This is a genomic window from Pseudomonas sp. NPDC087817 (genome assembly GCF_044742875.1).
GTDB lineage: Bacteria > Pseudomonadota > Gammaproteobacteria > Pseudomonadales > Pseudomonadaceae > Aquipseudomonas.
Map to the genome: position 1 here is coordinate 32,080 of NZ_JBIUVJ010000027.1, position 17,826 is coordinate 49,905.

Sequence of the window (17,826 nt, forward strand, 5' to 3'; positions counted from 1 at the left end):
CCATTTACTTTAGCCGTGGTTTCAAATTACCTTTCAGGGCATTCATCCGCTCATGCAGGCTTTGATCAAGGGAATTCGATCATGCAATCGCTCGGCTTCACGTCTGTTCCTCCGCTGCTCAAATATTTGCGCCATGCCGAGCAATTGGGCATGGCCATCGAGCCGGCGTTGGCGGCGGCCGGTCTGCAGGCGCAGCAGTTGAGCGACAACACCCTGCGCTTGCCGGGCGAGGCCCATGAAAAGTTGCTGGATTATTTCTGCGAGCACTCGGGCGATCCGTTGTTCGGCCTCAACGCGGCGAATTTCGTCTTGCCCAACTCGTGGAGCGTGCTCGGCTACATCACCATGAACTGCGCGACCCTTGGCGATGCCATGAGCCGGATCATGCCGTTCGAAAAACTGGTGGGCGACATGGGCGTGAGTCGCGCCGAGGTGCAGGACGGCCATGTGCATCTGATCTGGACCTGCCGTTATCAGCGCCCACGAATTCGTCGGCATCTGGTGGAAAACGTGCTCGGCTCCTGGCTGCAATATGCGCGCTGGATTGCCGATACGCAGATGTCGCCGGCCGCTGTGTGGCTGGAGCATGCACGCCCGGACGAGGTGACGCTGGCGCAATATGAGCAGTTCTTCGACTGCCCGGTGTTGTTCGATCAGCCGTATTCGGCGCTGATCGTGCCGTTAGCGTATTTGCAACTGCCGTTGCGCCAGGCCGATGCGCAATTGCTGCGTACGCTGGAAGAGCATGCGATGGGTTTGATGGCGACGCTGGAGGACGCGTCGCTGGCGCAGCAGGTGAAAGGCATCCTGCGGCAGTTGCTCAAGGAAGGCTTGCCGCGCAAGGAGCAAGTGGCCGAGCAACTTGCGGTGTCGGTGCGCACATTGCAGCGCCAGTTACATCAGGCGGGGACGTCGTATCAGCAGATTCTCGATGATCTGCGCCAGGAGTTGGCTGAGCATTACCTGTTGAACAGCACGTTGCCGATTCAGGACATTGCGCAGTATCTGGGTTTTACCGAACCGCGGTCGTTTCATCGCACGTTCAAGAGTCGGCGCGGGATGCCGCCCGGGGAGTTTCGGCAGACACATCGCGGGTGACTGTTCTGGCCTCATCGCTGGCAAGCCAGCTCCCACAGGTTTTTTGGTGAAGCCAAATTTTGCGTACGACTCAATCACTGTGGGAGCTGGCGGGGGATGCCGCCCGGGGGGTTTCGGCAGACGCATCGGGGGTGACTGTTCTGGCCTCATCGCTGGCAAGCCAGCTCCCACAGGTTTTTCGGTGAAGCCAAATCTTGCTTACGACTCAGTCACTGTGGGAGCTGGCTTGCCAGCGATGACGTCAGTCGCCGCACCGAGATCCGACAGGTAAATCCTCAAACTCTGTAGCGCAATAAACCTCTTACACCATAGGTGTTTAAAGACACTCAGTGTTACGCGCAAGAGCCTACAAATCCTTGCGCCACTGCCTACGCATGTACCAGAATCCGCCGGCTTGTGCGTCCAGGGCTTGCTGCGTAACTTCAATCGGGTCACTGATTCCCAGTGATCGGGTTTAGTAGCCCGGATTAGTTGACTTACGGTTGCACAAGAATCATCCAGTCGGGCTTTCGCTTGCACTTGATGGTAGCTGTGCGCATGGCATCTTCGGATGCGCCGGATCTTGAGTCTTCTGCCGGTCTACTAACTTGCGCACAGCTGCCACCCCTCTCGTTTAGTAGCGAGATGGCTGCGGCTCTTCTGGAGAAAGACTCAATGTTCAAAGTAACGCCAAACCCACCGGTCACCGACCCGGCCTCCCCCTACGAATCCCCCGACTCAAAGAAATTCCACGAAGCCGCCGAGCGCGCCCTCGACCATTACCTCGGACCACCAACCGCCGAGATCATGGCCGCGCCCTACAAACCCAACAAGCTGTACATGACCGACCCCGAAGCCGATACCGAGTCGCTGCTGGTCGATGCCAGTGAAACCCTCGGCTCGGCCACCGTCATGCTGCATAACCACGCTGCGATGGTCGAAGGCACGCACCGCAAAACCCTGCAAGGTATTGCTCAGGTGGTGATGCTGGCGGAGTTGGCGGTGAATCGTGTGCTTGATCGGTTAGTGCCGACCGAGTGACGAAAAAGCCTGCTGGCAGACCTTGGTGGTTTGGCAGCGGGCTTTTCCATGCGGCGTGAAACTGTTTCAAACACTGATCGCGTTGGTGAACACCAACCGATTGCCAAACGGATCAGCAATCGTCATGTCCTGACTCCCCCACGGCATCGCCTGAATCTGTGGGTGCGAGAACTTGTAGTCCTTGGCCACCAATTGCTGCTGGAACGCCTCCAGCTCATCGGTCTCGATGCGTAGCGCCGAACCGGGGGTTGCATCGCCGTGATGCTCGGACAGGTGCAGCACACACTCGCCACGCGACACCTGCAGATACAACGGGAAGTTAGCCTCGAAACGGTGCTGCCAGTCGATCTTGAAGCCGAGGAAGTCGACGTAGAATTCTACGGCTTTGGCTTCATCGAAAATCCGCAGGATCGGGGTGGTTTTGCCGAAGCTCATGGGAGTGCTCTCGCCTATGGAAAAGGCCCGTCTGGACGGGCCAAATGGCCGGATCAACGCAGCGTCTTGAGTACCAGATCGCTGTAGAAAAAACGGTTCTTGTCGGTGCGTGCAAAGAAGAAGTAAGCATAATCCGACAAGTAGTAGTAGGTGTTGACCCGATTGTACTCATCGCCTTCTTTGCTGCACCTCAACTCTTTGGCCGAGCCGCTCAAGGTTGAATTGAGTTGGCTCGCCGACAGTTCGCGAACAACGGTGCAGTTGGTGTTTTCCTGGCGCTCGTCGACTTTGCCGAGCAGCGAGTTAGTGCTGCTGAACGTTGCTTTGTAGGCCAAGTGTCCGTTGACCGGCATATGCTGCCAGTCGCCGCTGAAGCTTAGGTTGATGACACTGGACGTGTCTTTCATCGAGGGCCCCTTCGAGACGCTGAAACGGCTCAATTTCGCTAGATCCAGCAGCCCGCGAAAGGTCACGGCATCGCTCTCATAATTGGCGCCCGACAAATGCAGACTCAGTTGCTGCGAGGCGCTATCGATTTCAAAGCGGCGCACTTCGCGCATGTCTATAGTTTTGCCTTGGTAATTCGACTGGCCCGTGATTTCCACATAGTTGAGCGGTTTAACGGCGTCCGGCATGTTCAGTTGTTTGATGGCTGATGTCACTGCCGGGGTAAGCGTTGGCAGAGTCACTGGAACGCTTTTCTTTGCGCGGGCAACGAACCTGGGCAATTGCGCTGCCGATTCGGGTTTTTCACAGACCAGTTTGAACAGCAGCTCGTAGTCGTCGTTGCTGCCGCTGATTGCATTGGAGGTCAGTGCAATCGCGTCCTGTCCATCCGTGACAGTGTTGTCGGCATCCAGATCGTAGCCCGCCACCACACGGTAGGTCTGCTTGCCACAATCGACTGCGTAACGCTCGCGCTTCTGCGCATAGGGAGCGTCGTAGGGCGCATCGAATCCAATCAAGGGGTTATCGTAAGCCGCCCAAAATCTCAGTTCGGAACCGTCCTTCTTGAGACTGTTGCGATCAAACAATACCCATTGCTCCTCGCCGCTGCCTTTGACCACTCGCCAATCCGACGCCGGCGTGCTGGCACACGCCTTGATGAAGTCAGGGTTGTTTTTCAACATCCCGAGCACGTTGGCCGGCATCGCTCGACCGATCGAGTACTGGTGACCATTGAGCCCCGGATACATCCGACCGCCGCCGCCCAGATACAGCAAGTTGGCACGGTCGGCCGCGCAGGAGGCTTCCATCTGAAAAACCACGCCTGCCGCCGCTTGCGCATTGCCGGACTGACTGATCTGGAACGTCAGGATATCGCCTTCGCGCATAACCGAATCACTGACCAATGGACGCGCGAGGATATCCTTGAACAAGGTCTCGGCTTCCGCCGCCTGGCGTGCTTGTGGACTGACACAACCGGCCAGTAATGTGACGGCTGCGAACAAACAAACGCGGTACATGAAACTCCCTGGGGCGACAGACGCCAAATCCACTGAATGTCAGCGATTCGGCTTGGTCGAGGGAATCTTTAATTCCAATGTGCCATCACTGCACAAAAATCCAGACCACGTCGCAAACCTGCAACTGCGGTTATACAAAACCTTTGCGCAGGTCATCTTCACGGGCGAGGAACCGTCCTGCGTGGCGTCCTGAAGACTGCCCCTCCTGGTAACTCAACACGCCGTTGATCCACACGCCATCAATGCCCTGCGCCGCTCGTTGCGGGTCATTGAAATCCGCCACATCGCGCACGGTCAGTGGATCGAACAACACCAGGTCCGCCCAATAACCTTCGCGAATCTCGCCTCTTTCCTTCAAGCCGAATCGTGCCGCCGATAACCCGGTCATCTTGTGCACAGCGGTGTGCAGCGGAAACAGCCCGACATCACGACTGAAATGCCCGAGCACCCGTGGGAAAGCGCCCCACAGGCGCGGATGCGGGAACGGGTCTTCCGGCAGTCCGTCAGAACCCACCATCGACAACGGATGGGCGAGGATTCTTCGCACGTCGGCCTCGTCCATTCCGTAGTACACCGCACCCGCCGGTTGTAGGCGTTTTGCCGCGTCTATCAGCGGCACGTTCCACTCGGCAGCGATGTCGATCAGATCGCGGCCGCTGACTTCCGGGTGCGGCGTCGACCAAGTAATGGTGATGCGATGCGCGTCGGTGACTTGCTTCAGGTCCAGCGTCGAAGAGCTCGCCGCGTACGGATAGCAATCGCAACCGACCGGGTGGGTTTTCGCGGCTTCTTCCAGCGATGCGAGCAACTGCGGGCTGCGGCCCCAGTTACCGACGCCAGCGCATTTGAGGTGGGAAATGATCACCGGGGATTTGGCATGACGACCGATCTGAAACGCCTCATCCATCGCCTCCAACACCGGGGCGAATTCACTGCGCAGGTGCGTGGTGTACACCGCGCCGAATGCCGTGAGTTCTTCAGTCAACTGCATGACTTCATCGGTGGAGGCGTTGAAGGCGCTGGCGTAGGCCAGACCTGTGGATAAACCCAAGGCCCCAGCCTCAAGGCTCTCGCGCAATTGCTCGCGCATCGCAGCGATTTCCTCAGGCGTGGCGGTACGGAACAAGTCATCCAGGTGATTGCTGCGCAGCGCCGTGTGGCCGACCAGCGCCGCCACATTCAACGTGGTATTCGCCGCTTCGACCGCTGCACGGTAATCGCTGAAGCGTGGATAAACGAAGGCTGCCGCGGTGCCGAGCAGGTTCATCGGATCCGGCGGATTGCCTTTCAGCGTCACGGGCGAGGCGCTGATCCCGCAGTTGCCGACGATCACCGTGGTCACGCCCTGGCTAAGTTTTGGCAGCATCTCTGGCTGACGGATCACTACCGTGTCGTCGTGGGTGTGCACATCGATAAAACCCGGCGCCAGCACGCGGCCGCCGGCGTCGATTTCTTCGGCAGCGCTGGCGTCGTGCAAGTCACCAATGCGCTCGATGCGGCCAGCACGAATCGCCACGTCGGCGCAGTAACCGGGCGTGTTGCTGCCATCGATGACGGTGGCGTTGCGGATCAGCGTGTCGTACAGCATGTCAGTCTCCCAGCGGCAGGTGATCGTCACCGCCACGGTATTCGTCGAGGGCGAGTTTGATCCGCCGCAGACGTTCTTGATTGTCTTCAGGATTGGCCAGCGCCAGCTCGGTGGCGAGCACATCGATGGCGAGCAGCATGCCGTAGCGCGCCGCTGTCGGTTTGTAGATGAACGAGGTTTCCGCACCTTGCAGCGGCAGGACGATGTCGGCCAGTTCGGCCAGCGGCGAGTCGGCGCGGGTGATGGCGAGGATGCGCGCGCCGTAGTTGCGCGCCAGTTCGACTGTCTCCAGCAGTTCCGGGGTGATGCCGGTCAGCGAGCAGACGATGACCACTTGTTCGGCGTTCAGGCTGGCAGCGGTGACGCGCATCATCACCGCGTCATGACACACCGCAATCGGATAACCGAGGCGCACCAGACGCACCTGCAATTCGTCGCTGCACAAGGTCGAGCAACCGCCCATGCCGAAGGCGTGAATCATCCGCGCCTGGCCGAGCAATTTCACCGCGTCGGCGAAGCGTGATTCGTCAAAACCTGCGAGATGCTGACGCAGCGTGGTTTCGATATCGCCAACGATCTGCCCGTAGAACGCCGACTGCTCAGGCGTGCCCGCCGGGTCGAGGAAACGGCTGCCGACGCCGCTGGCCTGAGCCAGTTGCAGGCGCAGGTCGCGCAGGTCACGGCAACCGACGCTGCGGGCAAACCGCGACAGCGTGGCGGTGCTGACCTCGGCGCGTTGCGCCAGATCTTCGAGGCTGGCGGAGGCGGCAAAACCGACGTCGTCGAGCATCAGCCGGGCGATGCGGCCCTCGCCGGCGCTGAAGGAATCCTGGCGGGCGCGGATCTGGTAGAGGATGTCCATGGGCGGCAGGCTCCGGTTAAAGCAGATAGGAAAGGCCGACGGTCAGACCGAAAGCGACCAGCGAGATCAACGTCTCCAGCACGGTCCAAGTCTTGAACGTCTGCGCGACCGTCATGTTGAAGTATTCCTTGATCAACCAGAAGCCGCCGTCGTTGACGTGGGAAAAGATAACCGACCCGGCACCGGTCGCCAGTACCAACAGTTCGGGGTGTGGATAACCCAGACCGATGGCCACCGGCGCGACCACGCCGGACGCAGTGGTCATGGCCACGGTCGCGGAACCGGTGGCGACGCGCATCAACGCGGCGAACACCCAGCCCATGATCAGCGGCGACAGGTGAAATTCGTGGGCGAGGCCGACGATCTGATCGGTCACGCCAGCATCGACCAGAATCCGGTTCAAGCCGCCACCTGCGCCCACCAGCAGAGTAATGCTGGCGGTCGGCGCGAGGCATTCGTTGGTGAATTTGAGGATCGATTCGCGGTTGAAACCCTGCGCGATGCCCAGCGTCCAGAAACTCAACAACGTCGCCAGCAACAGCGCGATCACCGAGTTGCCGATGAACAACAGGAACTGATTGAAACCGCTGCCCGGCGTGGAAATCAGGTTGGCCCAACCGCCGATCAGCATCAACACCACCGGCAGCAGAATGGTCGCCATGGTGATGCCGAAACCCGGCAGTCTGTCGCGGGGTTCGCGGTCGAGGAATTGCTTTTCCAGCGGGTTATCCGCCGGCAACTGAATGCGCGGCACGATGAATTTGGCGTAGAGCGGGCCGGCAATGATCGCCGTCGGAATACCGATGGCAATTGCATACAACAAGGTCTGCCCGACCGACGCCTGATACGCCTGTACCGCGAGCATCGCCGCCGGGTGTGGCGGCACCAGCGCATGCACCACCGACAGGCCGGCAACCATCGGCAAACCGACCATCAGAATCGACACGCCGACGCGCCGCGCCACGGTGAAAGCAATCGGCACCAGCAACACGAAACCGACCTCGAAGAACAGCGGAAGCCCGACCAGAAACGCGATGCAGACCATCGCCCAGTGCGCGTTTTTCTCGCCGAATTTATCGATCAAGGTACGGGCCATCTGCTCGGCACCGCCGGACTCGGCCATCATCTTGCCAAGCATCGTCCCCAGCGCCACCACCAGCGCAATATGCCCCAGCGTCTTGCCCACCCCAGCCTCATAGGCACCCACCACGCCCGACGGCGGCATCCCCGCCACGAGTGCCAGACCAATGGAAATCAGCGTGATGACAATGAACGGATTGAGCCGATAACGGGCGATCAATACGATCAGCGCGATGATGGCGACGGCGGCATACACCAGCAGCCAATAGCCGAAGGAAGGCGTCATGCGGTACTCCTCGAAAGGGTCACGTTCGAATGGGTTGTGAAACTCATAAATCATTTCGAGATCGAGATTTCAAACCGCATGAAAGTAATTTTCGTGGAGAGGTAAGGCGTGTCGCGGATGGATATGTCGTGTCGCGATTAATGAAAATCGCGGGGCGGGATTTTCATAAGTTTCCTGGCAGATGAGAAACCTATGTGGGAGCGAGTCTGCTCGCGAAGACGGTCTCGCATTCAACATCTCTATCGACTGAAGCACCGCTTTCGCGAGCAGGCTCGCTCCCACAGTTTTGATCGTATTCTTTCAGACAGAATGCGCAAACCTGTGGGAGCTGGCTTGCCAGCGATGGCGGCGGCACATTCAACATAGATGCTGACTGGTCAAACGCTATCGCTGGCAAGCCAGCTCCCACAGGTTAGGTGGCGTTTACACGCGTGGTGTACGACTCACACCATTTCGTTACGAATCCATTCAACCACCGACGTACGCTTCGGCGCCCAGCCCAGCAGTTCGCGGGCGTGTTTGCCGCGTACGCGGCTGTTGGAGCCGAGGCCGTAGTTGGCCATCTCAAAGCCCCATTCGGCCTCGGCGTCTTTCAGTGGCCAGTCTTGTGGCTGGCCCAGGTTCAGCGCTTCGGCCATGGCGGTGGTCATGTCGATAAACGACGCTTCACCGCTTTCAACGAAGTAGAAAGTACCCGGAACGTTTTTGTTCAGCGCCAGCAGATACAGAGCGACGACGTCTTCGATGTGCACGTTGGACCAGATGTTCTGGCCAGTGCCGACGTGGCGCACGACGCCGCTTTTGCGTGCCTGTTTGAGCAGACGTGGCAACTGCACGCTGTCGCGATTGACGCCTAGGCTGTGGCCGTAAATCAGGGTGTTACAGATGACAGCGGAGTTCACGCCATCCTTTGCGGCGGCGAGGATCAGGTTGTCGATGGCCACACGGGCGGCTTTGTCGACGGTCGGTTCCGGCAGGTTGTCTTCGTGGTAGATGACGTCGCTGGATTTGCCGCCCGACGCATCGCCGACGATGCTCGAACCGCTGGTGTGCAGGAATACTTTGTCGGAACCGCGCAAGGCGTCGAGCAAGGCCTCGACCGCGCCGCTATGGTCGCTGCTGGCTGCATTGATCACGGCGTCGGCGGCACGGGCGTGTTCGGCGAGCAATGCTTTGTCGTCGAGGGTGCCGATCACCGGGGTGATGCCCAGTGCTTTCAGCTCATCGGCTTGTTCTGCGCTGCGCACCAGACCGGTGACTTTATGCCCGGCCCGGACCAGACCGGTGGCGATCGAACCGCCGATAAAACCGGCAGCGCCGGTGACGAATACGTTCATGGAGAAACTCCCTGCGTGAATAAGTGATGGGGCGAGTATCGGCCTGTGACCCTTGCGGAAAAACCCGCCCTCACCCAAATCACTGTTGCGCAGAGGTCACGAATCAGCCCTTGAAATCAGCGCTGGCGTAAGCGGCGAGTTTGCTCTGAATGAAGTCGAGGAAGCACTGAATGCGCAGCGCCAGTTGCGAGTTACGGTAGTACACCGCGTTGATCGGCTGGCGATAACCGCTGTTGAACTCGCCCAGTAGCACCTTCAAACGTCCGGCGCGGATGTCATCGATGGTCATGAAATGCGACAGGCAGGCGATGCCCTGCCCCTCCAACGCCAGATGGCGCACGGTCTCGCCACTGGAAGCGCTGATGGCCGGAGTGATCGGCCAGCGATCACCGTGCACGTAACGCAGCGGCCACTGGTTGAGGCCTTCGTTCTGGGTGAAGCCGAGCAAGGTGTGCTCGCTGAGATCCGCCACTTGCAGCGGCGCGCCGTGCTTTTCCAGATACGCGGGGCTGGCGACGATCAGCAGCGGACTGCAACCGAGTGAACGCGCATGCAGCGTGGAATCGGCGAGGGTGCCGATGCGGATGGCGACGTCGGTGCTTTGTTCCAGCAGGTCAATGATCAGGTCATTGCTGTTGAGTTCGAGCTGGATGTCCGGGTAGAGACGGCGGAACTCGTCGATGTAGGGGACGACGGCGTGGAGCATGAACGGCGAGGCGGCGTTGATCCGCAAGCGTCCGGACGGGGTTTGTTGACGGGAGGACAGACGCTCTTCGAGTTGGTCCATCTGATCGAGGATCAGCTTGGCCTGCTCGAAGAAATACTTGCCCTCTTCGGTCAGATCCATGCGCCGCGTGGTGCGGTTGATCAGCGTGGTGTCGAGCTTGGCTTCCAGCCGCGACAGGGTGCGGCTGACCGCTGACGGCGTCTGCCCGACCTGTTCGGCAGCGGCGGAAATCGAACCGCATTCGATCACGCAGACGAAAATCTGCAACTCATCGGATCTGGCTTTCACGGGTGTCCCTTAATTGATCGGCACAAATCCATTGTGGAGAGAGAACACCTTTGTGGCGAGGGGATTTATCCCCGATGGACTGCGCAGCAGGCCCCTTCTTTTTCAGGATCAAGAGTGGGGCCGCTACGCGACCCATCGGGGATAAATCCCCTCACCACAGATAAATCCATTTGGCAGAGGAAAGCACCTCAAGCCTTGAGAGCGAACACCTCGTTCAGATGCTGCTCATACCGCGCCACATCGTTCTTAATGTTCGGACGCTTCATCACGTCCACACAGAGGAACGTTGGCAAAGCAGTCATGCCCAAAAATTCGTTGGCCTTGTGAAACGGGAAGTACACCGCGTCCACGCCTTTGGCTTCGAAGAAATCGGTCGGGTCATCAAACGCCTGCTGCGGCGCGTTCCAGGTCAGCGACAGCATGTATTGCTTGCCCTGAATCAGCCCGCCGCTGCCGTACTTCTGCGACGCGTCGGAGCGGGTGCGGCCATCGCTGGCGTAGAGGCTGCCGTGGCCTTCGGTGAAGACTTCGTCGAGGTACTTTTTCACCGTCCACGGCGCACCCATCCACCAGCCCGGCATTTGATAAATGATCACGTCGGCCCAGAGGAATTTCGCCACTTCTTCAGCAACGTCGTAGCCCTCGTCGATGAACGTGGTTTTCACGTCGATACCGCCACGATCCAGCACGCTCAGTGCGGCTTCGTGCAGGGTGGTGTTGTAGCGACCGTCGGAGTGGGCGAATTTTTTACCGCCGTTGAGCAACAAAACTTTTTTCATGGCAAAGCCTCGGCGCAGCCACTGGGCTGGATAGAGATGGGAACGTTGAATGGCGGCAGATTAACGTTGTGTCTCACGCGGAATAAGCGGCGGTTGCGCAAAATACATTTGATCAAAACGCACGAATCGAGTCCGGATTGTTGCCGTAGCATTGGTCGCCATCTGAACTTGAGGAGTTTTATCGATGAGTGAACGCCACGGTTTCATCCTGCACGCCAAGACCCGCCCGGAAAAAGCCGAGGCTTTCGAGGCGCTGTTCCGCGCCTACGTTGAACCTAGTCGCGCCGAACCAGGTTGCATCGAATACCACATGCTGCGCGACCAGCAAGATCCGTCGCTGTTCATCTTCTACGAGATCTGGGAAAGCCAGGCGCATCTGGATGTGCACTCGAATCTGCCGCACATGAAGCAATTCTTCGAACAGCGCATGGAGTATCTGGAGCGCGATTTTGATATCCGCCGCATTGACATGCTCAGCGAGTCGTCGGCTAACCGCTGATCAGCAAGTGGGCGCCGAGCGCGCCCATGCCGATGAAGAACACACGCTTGAACAGCGCCGCGCTGATCCTCTGACGCAGCCATTGGCCGAGCAACATGCCGAACACTGCCGGAATCAGCGCCAGCAACGAGGCGCTCAATTCGCCGCCACCGAGCGCACCGCGCCAGAGTAAGCCGCCGGCCAACGCGAGCGTCGAAACGGTGAAGGACAGGCCGAGCGCCTGCACCAGTTCATCACGGTTCAAGCCCAGCGCTTGCAGGTACGGCACGGCGGGAATCACGAAAACGCCGGTGGCGGAAGTGATGACGCCGGTGATCACGCCACAGACCGGACCGAGCCAGGATTCATGGCGAGGTTTAACGTGCAGCGTCGGCAGGAATAACCCGCTCAACGCGTAGAGCAACAGCGCCGTGCCCAGCCCGCGCACCACCCAGTGCCCGCCCGCCATGCCGATCCACACAGTGCCGACACCGGTGCCGAGAAAGATCATCAGCAGCATGGGCCACAGGCGCCGGATCAGTTCTTTCAAATGTCCGCCGAAGGCCAGTTGCCAGACATTGGTCAGCGTTGCCGGAATGATCAGCAGCGCCGCTGCCTGCGACGGTGCCATAGCCAGACCCAGCAACCCCATGGCGACCGTGGGCAGTCCAAGGCCGATGACGCCTTTGACCAGACCGGCCATGACGAAGGTGGCGATGACCAGCAGTGACAGGGCCAGACCGAGGTTTTGGTAGAAATCTGCGAGTGCGTTCATGGCGCTACTGTGCGCCTGAGGCGTCGGGTTGAAAATTTGCCATATACTGAGGCAGCCTCTGCCAATGCAAGAGGCTAAGAAATTCATTGAGGCAACTGGCCCCATCGCTGGCAAGCCAGCTCCCACAGGTTTATGGGTTGGATGCAAAACCTGAGTCCACACAAAACCCTGTGGAAGAGGCTGAGAAATTCATTGAGGCAATTGGCCCCATCGCTGGCAAGCCAGCTCCCACAGGTTTATGGGTTGGATGCAAAACCTGAGTCCACACAAAATCCTGTGGAAGAGGCTGAGAACTTCATTGAGGCAATTGGCCCCATCGCTGGCAAGCCAGCTCCCACAGGTTTATGGGTTGGATGCAAAACCTGAGTCCACACAAAACCCTGTGGGAGCTGGCTTGCCAGCGATAGGGCCTATCCATAAACCACAAAACCAGAGGCTGCCCATGCACTTCGACCTCACCGACCTGCGCCTCTATCTGCACATTCTCGACACCGGCAACATCACTGCCGGCGCTGCCCGCAGCCATCTCTCCCTCGCCGCCGCCAGCGCAAGAATCCGCGCAATGGAAGCGTCACTGGGCACCGACTTTCTCCAGCGTGGCCGCCGTGGCGTCATCCCGACACCGGCCGGCAAAGCCCTGGCGCACCACGCGCGCATCCTTCTGCAGCAGACCGAACGCATGCAGCAGGATCTGGCGGACTACGCCCAAGGTGTCAAAGGTCAGGTGCGTCTGCTGTGCAATACCACCGCGATCACCGAATACCTGCCGGAAGTGCTCGCGGACTTTTTGCGCAGCCACCCCAATCTCGACATCGACCTGCAAGAGCTGCCCAGCGCACGTATCACCCACGCCTTGCGCCAGGGTGCGGCGGATCTGGGGATTGTGTCTGACGCGGTCGACACCAGCGACCTACAGACTCAAGCGTTCCGCGACGATCCACTGGTGCTGATTCTGCCGCTGGACCACCCATTGTCCGACGCCGCCGAAGTCAGTTTCAGCGACGCCTTGCGCCACGAGTTTGTAGGACTGAGCGCCGACAGCGCACTGGCGATCTATCTCGAAGAGCAGGCGCTGAATAGCGGATCACGCATGCAGATTCGCATCCGCGCGGATGGCTTCGACAGCGTGATGCGCATGGTCGGCCGAAGCGCCGGGCTCGCCATTGTGCCGTTGGCCGCCGTTGAACGCGGGCCGTCACGCGCCTTCAAAAGCGTAGCCCTTGATGAGCCTTGGGCCCGTCGCACGTTGATGCTGTGTGCCAGAGATTTCAGCGCATTGCCGGGGTACGCCAAAGCACTGTTGCATGCCTTGACTCTCCCCTAAGGGGCAGACTTCATCCTTGGCTTTTCATCAGCAAGGACAGTGACGATGGGCAAACGCATTCTGCTGATTCTCGGCCACCCTTCGGCGACAAGCCTGTGCGCCGCACTCGCTGATCGCTATGCACAATCAGCGCTAGAAGCCGGACATGAAGTGCGTCAGTTACGGCTTGGCGAAATGGATTTCGACCCGGTGCTGCGCGAGGGTTATCAACAGATCCAGACGCTGGAAAACGACTTGAGTGCGGCACAGTCCGACATCCTTTGGGCCGAACATCTGACGCTGGTGTACCCGATCTGGTGGGGCGGCATTCCGGCGCTGCTCAAAGGTTTTTTTGATCGGGTGCTGCTGCCGGGATTCGCTTTCAAATACCGCAAAGGCAAAGCGTTCCCGGACAAACTGCTGAAGGGCCGCACCGCAGATTTGCTGGTGACCATGGACACGCCGCCCTGGTATTACCGCTGGATCTACCGCATGCCCGGACTGAATGAGGTGCGCCAGACAACACTCGCATTCTGCGGAATCAAACCCGTGCGTACGCTGACGTTCGGCCCGGTGCTTGGCTCCACCGATCAGCAACGCCAAGCCTGGTTGCAACAGGCGCAGGCTATCGCCGGCCGGTAAGTCTGCCGATAATGCCCCGCGCTGTTTCACGTTGAAAAAGGACTTTTATGTACATCGGCCAAGCCGCGCAACGCTCCGGCACCACCATCAAAAGCATCCGTCACTATGAGTCGATCGGCTTGCTGCCCAAACCCCGGCGTCAAGGCAACTACCGCCTCTACGATCAACAAAGCGTCGAACTGCTGATTTTCATCAAATGCGCCAAAGACATGGGTTTTCGCCTCAAGGAGTTGCAAGCGATCTTCGCTGATCACCGCGGCGAGGCGATGCCGTGGGCGCTGGCGCAACAGGCCGTCGAGGCGAAGAAGCGCGAAATCAACAACAACATGGCCGAGCTCATCCGCCAATACGCGCAACTGGAAGGCTTCGAGGCAAGCCTGGAGCACGCCCGGGTCACTTGCCCGCTGGAAAATCTGTAAGCGGTTTGCGCGCTTCTGGGCACTTCGATGTCGAGCACAGACAACTGACCCGAGCCCGGGCGCTATAGGGTGCGACTTCATTCCTCAAGTCCACTGCCCGGAGCCCCCATGACCGCGACCGCCCCTATCACCGTTCTGCGCGACACCCACCCGCTACCGGTACTCGATGCCTGTAAATGGGAAAAACTTGAGGGCGACCCGCACACCGTCAACCTCAACGCCTACACCAGTGAAGACGGCAGCAAGATCATGGGCACCTGGATCTGCACACCGGGCAAGTGGCGCGTCGAATATGTGAAGTGGGAGTACTGCCATTTCCAGGAAGGCTACTGCGTGATCACCCCGGATGGCATGGCGCCGATCCACCTGCGTGCCGGCGATATTTTCGTGATTGAACCGGGGATGAAAGGCACGTGGGAGGTGGTCGAGACGGTGCGTAAGTATTTCGTGTTTGCCTGATACAAAAAAGCCGGGAAATCACCCGACATGATTTCCCGGCAACACCTACTGCAATTTTGTTCAGCACACCCCACAGATATCTGTGGAAATAGAGAACCTGTGGCGAGGGGATTTATCCCCGATGGGACGCGAAGCGGCCGCCTTCATCGTGTCAGTCAAAACGCGGGCTCAGGGTTTACGACTGCTGCGCAGCCGATCGGGGATAAATCCCCTCACCACAAAATCCCAGCTGCCACAAAAGTATTGCTGACCCTAGTTACTGCGGCTTGCGATAGCTGTTGATGATCGCCGAAAAATCCTTGCCGCCATCGCCACGCTGACTCATCGCCTGATACAACTGCTGCGCCACCGCGCCGAGCACCACCGGTTGGTGCGCCTGACGTGCAGCTTCCGTCGCCAAGCCCAGATCCTTGAGCATCAACTCGGCACCGAAGCCGCCGGTATAACCGCGCGAGGCCGGCGCCGTTTCGACGATGCCCGGCCACGGGTTGTACATTTCCGAACTCCAGCAACGCCCGGTCGAGCTGTTGATGATCCCGGCCAACACCGAGGTGTCGATCCCCAGCGCATCCCCCAGCGCCATCGCTTCACTGACACCGACCATCGAAATCGCCAGCAGCAGGTTGTTGCAGATCTTGGCGATCTGCCCGGTGCCGACTTCACCGCAATGCACAATATTGCGGCCCATTTGCGCCAGCACCGGTTGCAGGGTGGCAAACAATTCTGGCGTGGCGCCGACCATGAAGGTCAGCGTGCCAGCCGTCGCACCGCCCGTGCCGCCGGAGACCGGCGCATCGGCCATGGCCACGCCTTGTTTCGCCGCCGCAGCAGCCACATCGCGTGCGGTCTGCGGATCGATGGTGCTGCAATCGACTGCCGGCACACCTTTGCCGATGCCGGCGAGTACGCCGTCTTCACCGAGCCAGACACTGCGCACATGCACGGCGGCCGGGAGCATGGTGATCACCAGTTCAGCGTCTTCGGCAGCTTCGCGAGCCGACGAACGAATGGTGCCGCCCAGTTGTTCCAATTCCGCCAGCACGGTTTTGTTCAGATCAACCAGGTTCAGCGAATGGCCGGCCTTGATCAGGTTGCGCGCCATCGGCGCGCCCATGTTGCCCAGACCGATAAATGCGATTTTCATGGCAGTTCCTCAGCGCAGGTTGATGGTGGTGTTTACGCCGTCGTTGACGCTGTCGTCATCGAACCAGCGCGCCGTGACCGTTTTGGTCTGCGTATAGAACTGCACCACTTGCTTGCCATACGGACCGAGGTCGCCGAGTTTCGAGCCACGGGAACCGGTGAAGCTGAAGAACGGCACGGGTACTGGAATCGGGATGTTGATGCCGACCTGACCGACGTCGATTTCAGTCTGGAATTTGCGCGCCGCTGCGCCGCTTTGGGTGAACAGGCCAGTGCCGTTGCCGAACGGGTTGGCGTTGACCAGCGCAATGGCCTGGTCGAGGGTGTCGACTTCCAGCACCACCAGCACCGGGCCGAAGATTTCCTGGGTGTAGATCTGCATGTCGGTCGTCACCCCGGAAAATAGGGTCGGGCCGACGAAGTTGCCTTGCTCGTAACCCGGCACGCTGATGTCGCGACCGTCCAGTTCAAGCTTCGCGCCTTCCTTGATGCCGCTTTCGATCAGGTCGAGAATCCGCGCCTTGGCCTTTTTCGAGATCACCGGACCGACATCGGTGCCCGGCTCGCTGCCGGCGTTGACCTTGAGTTTCTGTGCCAGCGCTTTCAGGTCCGGCAGCCATTGTTTCGCCGCCCCGACCAACACCACCACCGAAGTGGCCATGCAACGTTGCCCGGCCGCGCCGAAACCAGCACCGACCAGGGCGTTGAGCGCTTGCTCGCGATTGGCGTCTGGCAGTACCACGGCGTGGTTCTTCGCGCCCATCATCGATTGCACACGCTTGCCGTGCTTGCCGGCCAGGTCGTAGACGTGAGTACCAACAGCGGTCGAACCGACGAAAGAAACGGCTTTGATGTCCTTGTGCGTGCACAGGCCATCAACCACGTCTTTGCCACCGTGAACCACGTTAAGCACACCCGCCGGGACGCCAGCCTCGATCGCCAGTTCCACCAGCAGCATGGTCGACAGCGGATCCTGTTCGGAAGGCTTCAATACGAAGGTGTTGCCGCAGGCGATGGCCATCGGGAACATCCACAGCGGAATCATCGCCGGGAAGTTGAACGGCGTGATGCCGGCGCAAACGCCGATTGGCTGGCGCAGGGTGTAGGTATCGACGCCACCGGCAACGTTTTCGGCGAACTCGCCCATTTGCAGAGTGCCAATGGAGCAGGCGTGCTCGACCACTTCCAGGCCACGGAAAATGTCGCCCTCGGCGTCGGCAATGGTTTTGCCCTGCTCGGCGCTGAGCACCACGGCGATGCGCTTGGAGTGTTCGCGGATCAGCGCTTGCAGCTTGAGCATGATGCGCATACGGGCGCCGATCGGGGTCAGCTTCCAGGTTTGAAACGCATGCTGCGCAGCGCTGACGGCAGCATCGACTTCAGCAGCGGTGGCGAACGGGACTTTGGCCAGCACTTGCTGGGTGGCCGGGTTGACGATGTCGTGCCATTCAGTGGTTTGCGACTCGACCCACTCGCCATTGATCAGCAGCTTGACCTTCTGGACCGTGGTTTCGTTGGGCGTAAGCGATGCGTTCATGCTGGTCTCCGAAACTTGTTTTTATCGTAGGAGCCAAGGCGAAAGGTTCGCCTTGAAATGAGGCGTGTGTCACGAATTGGTTGTCGGACTGTTTTTGGAGTATA

The 17,826-nt window shown here is 59.5% G+C and carries 18 protein-coding genes; 7 read left to right on the forward strand and 11 right to left on the reverse strand.

What is annotated here, in order from left to right; all coding sequences use genetic code 11:
• The first annotated feature begins 81 nt into the window (after positions 1-81).
• Both ACIONG_RS17835 and ACIONG_RS17840 read left to right on the forward strand, forming a co-directional pair.
• Complete coding sequence (locus tag ACIONG_RS17835) at positions 82-1,098, forward strand: AraC family transcriptional regulator (RefSeq protein ID WP_401301519.1); 1,017 nt, start codon at positions 82-84, stop codon at positions 1,096-1,098.
• 654 nt (positions 1,099-1,752) lie between these two features.
• A complete protein-coding gene (locus ACIONG_RS17840; RefSeq protein WP_401301522.1) occupies positions 1,753-2,118 on the forward strand; it encodes a DUF6124 family protein in 366 nt (121 codons plus the stop codon).
• 66 nt (positions 2,119-2,184) lie between these two features.
• Here ACIONG_RS17840 and ACIONG_RS17845 read toward each other — a convergent pair whose 3' ends face one another.
• The 8 genes from ACIONG_RS17845 to ACIONG_RS17880 all read right to left on the reverse strand — a co-directional run bounded on the left by ACIONG_RS17845 (position 2,185) and on the right by ACIONG_RS17880 (position 10,966).
• Entirely contained in the window at positions 2,185-2,553 is a 369-nt protein-coding gene (locus ACIONG_RS17845; protein WP_095191407.1) for a glyoxalase superfamily protein, read from the reverse strand.
• Positions 2,554-2,606: 53 nt separating this feature from the next.
• Entirely contained in the window at positions 2,607-4,019 is a 1,413-nt protein-coding gene (locus tag ACIONG_RS17850; protein ID WP_213027493.1) for a hypothetical protein, read from the reverse strand.
• A 130-nt stretch (positions 4,020-4,149) separates the two neighbouring features.
• Positions 4,150-5,607: an amidohydrolase family protein gene (locus ACIONG_RS17855; protein WP_401301525.1), complete on the reverse strand. Its 1,458-nt coding sequence runs from the start codon at positions 5,605-5,607 to the stop codon at positions 4,150-4,152.
• A gap of 1 nt (position 5,608) precedes the next feature.
• On the reverse strand, positions 5,609-6,469 hold the full coding sequence (locus ACIONG_RS17860; RefSeq protein WP_103303260.1) for a MurR/RpiR family transcriptional regulator: 861 nt from the start codon (positions 6,467-6,469) through the stop codon (positions 5,609-5,611).
• Positions 6,470-6,485: 16 nt separating this feature from the next.
• Entirely contained in the window at positions 6,486-7,835 is a 1,350-nt protein-coding gene (locus ACIONG_RS17865) for a GntP family permease (RefSeq protein WP_401301528.1), read from the reverse strand.
• A gap of 443 nt (positions 7,836-8,278) precedes the next feature.
• Positions 8,279-9,172, reverse strand: coding sequence for an NAD-dependent epimerase/dehydratase family protein (locus ACIONG_RS17870; RefSeq protein ID WP_401301531.1), 894 nt, complete (start codon positions 9,170-9,172; stop codon positions 8,279-8,281).
• A gap of 103 nt (positions 9,173-9,275) precedes the next feature.
• The gene (locus ACIONG_RS17875; protein WP_103303262.1) at positions 9,276-10,187 is read right to left on the reverse strand and encodes a LysR family transcriptional regulator; all 912 of its coding nucleotides are present in this window, start codon (positions 10,185-10,187) and stop codon (positions 9,276-9,278) included.
• 188 nt (positions 10,188-10,375) lie between these two features.
• Complete coding sequence (locus ACIONG_RS17880; RefSeq protein ID WP_401301535.1) at positions 10,376-10,966, reverse strand: NAD(P)H-dependent oxidoreductase; 591 nt, start codon at positions 10,964-10,966, stop codon at positions 10,376-10,378.
• Between the two features lie 184 nt (positions 10,967-11,150).
• Between ACIONG_RS17880 and ACIONG_RS17885 the strand changes: the two genes are divergently transcribed.
• Positions 11,151-11,465, forward strand: coding sequence for a putative quinol monooxygenase (locus ACIONG_RS17885; RefSeq protein WP_315446785.1), 315 nt, complete (start codon positions 11,151-11,153; stop codon positions 11,463-11,465).
• Here the strand turns inward: ACIONG_RS17885 and ACIONG_RS17890 are convergent.
• Positions 11,455-12,219, reverse strand: a complete 765-nt coding sequence (locus ACIONG_RS17890; protein ID WP_401301538.1) for a sulfite exporter TauE/SafE family protein — start codon at positions 12,217-12,219, stop codon at positions 11,455-11,457. The genes ACIONG_RS17885 and ACIONG_RS17890 overlap by 11 nt on opposite strands.
• Positions 12,220-12,661: 442 nt before the next feature.
• On the opposite strand from ACIONG_RS17890, the gene ACIONG_RS17895 reads away from it, so the two are divergent.
• From ACIONG_RS17895 to ACIONG_RS17910, 4 genes are all read left to right on the forward strand, one after another.
• On the forward strand, positions 12,662-13,543 hold the full coding sequence (locus ACIONG_RS17895) for a LysR family transcriptional regulator (protein WP_401301541.1): 882 nt from the start codon (positions 12,662-12,664) through the stop codon (positions 13,541-13,543).
• Positions 13,544-13,588: 45 nt separating this feature from the next.
• Positions 13,589-14,164 carry an NAD(P)H-dependent oxidoreductase gene (locus ACIONG_RS17900; RefSeq protein ID WP_315449288.1) on the forward strand — a complete coding sequence of 192 codons (576 nt, stop codon included), beginning with the start codon at positions 13,589-13,591 and terminating at the stop codon, positions 14,162-14,164.
• Between the two features lie 47 nt (positions 14,165-14,211).
• Positions 14,212-14,583, forward strand: coding sequence for a MerR family transcriptional regulator (locus tag ACIONG_RS17905; protein ID WP_401301544.1), 372 nt, complete (start codon positions 14,212-14,214; stop codon positions 14,581-14,583).
• A 108-nt stretch (positions 14,584-14,691) separates the two neighbouring features.
• Entirely contained in the window at positions 14,692-15,042 is a 351-nt protein-coding gene (locus tag ACIONG_RS17910) for a cupin domain-containing protein (protein WP_103303269.1), read from the forward strand.
• A 256-nt stretch (positions 15,043-15,298) separates the two neighbouring features.
• Here ACIONG_RS17910 and mmsB read toward each other — a convergent pair whose 3' ends face one another.
• Positions 15,299-16,186, reverse strand: a complete 888-nt coding sequence (gene mmsB, locus ACIONG_RS17915; RefSeq protein ID WP_103303270.1) for a 3-hydroxyisobutyrate dehydrogenase — start codon at positions 16,184-16,186, stop codon at positions 15,299-15,301.
• Positions 16,187-16,195: 9 nt separating this feature from the next.
• A complete protein-coding gene (locus tag ACIONG_RS17920) occupies positions 16,196-17,722 on the reverse strand; it encodes a CoA-acylating methylmalonate-semialdehyde dehydrogenase (protein WP_213027479.1) in 1,527 nt (508 codons plus the stop codon).
• Positions 17,723-17,826: the final 104 nt, after the last annotated feature.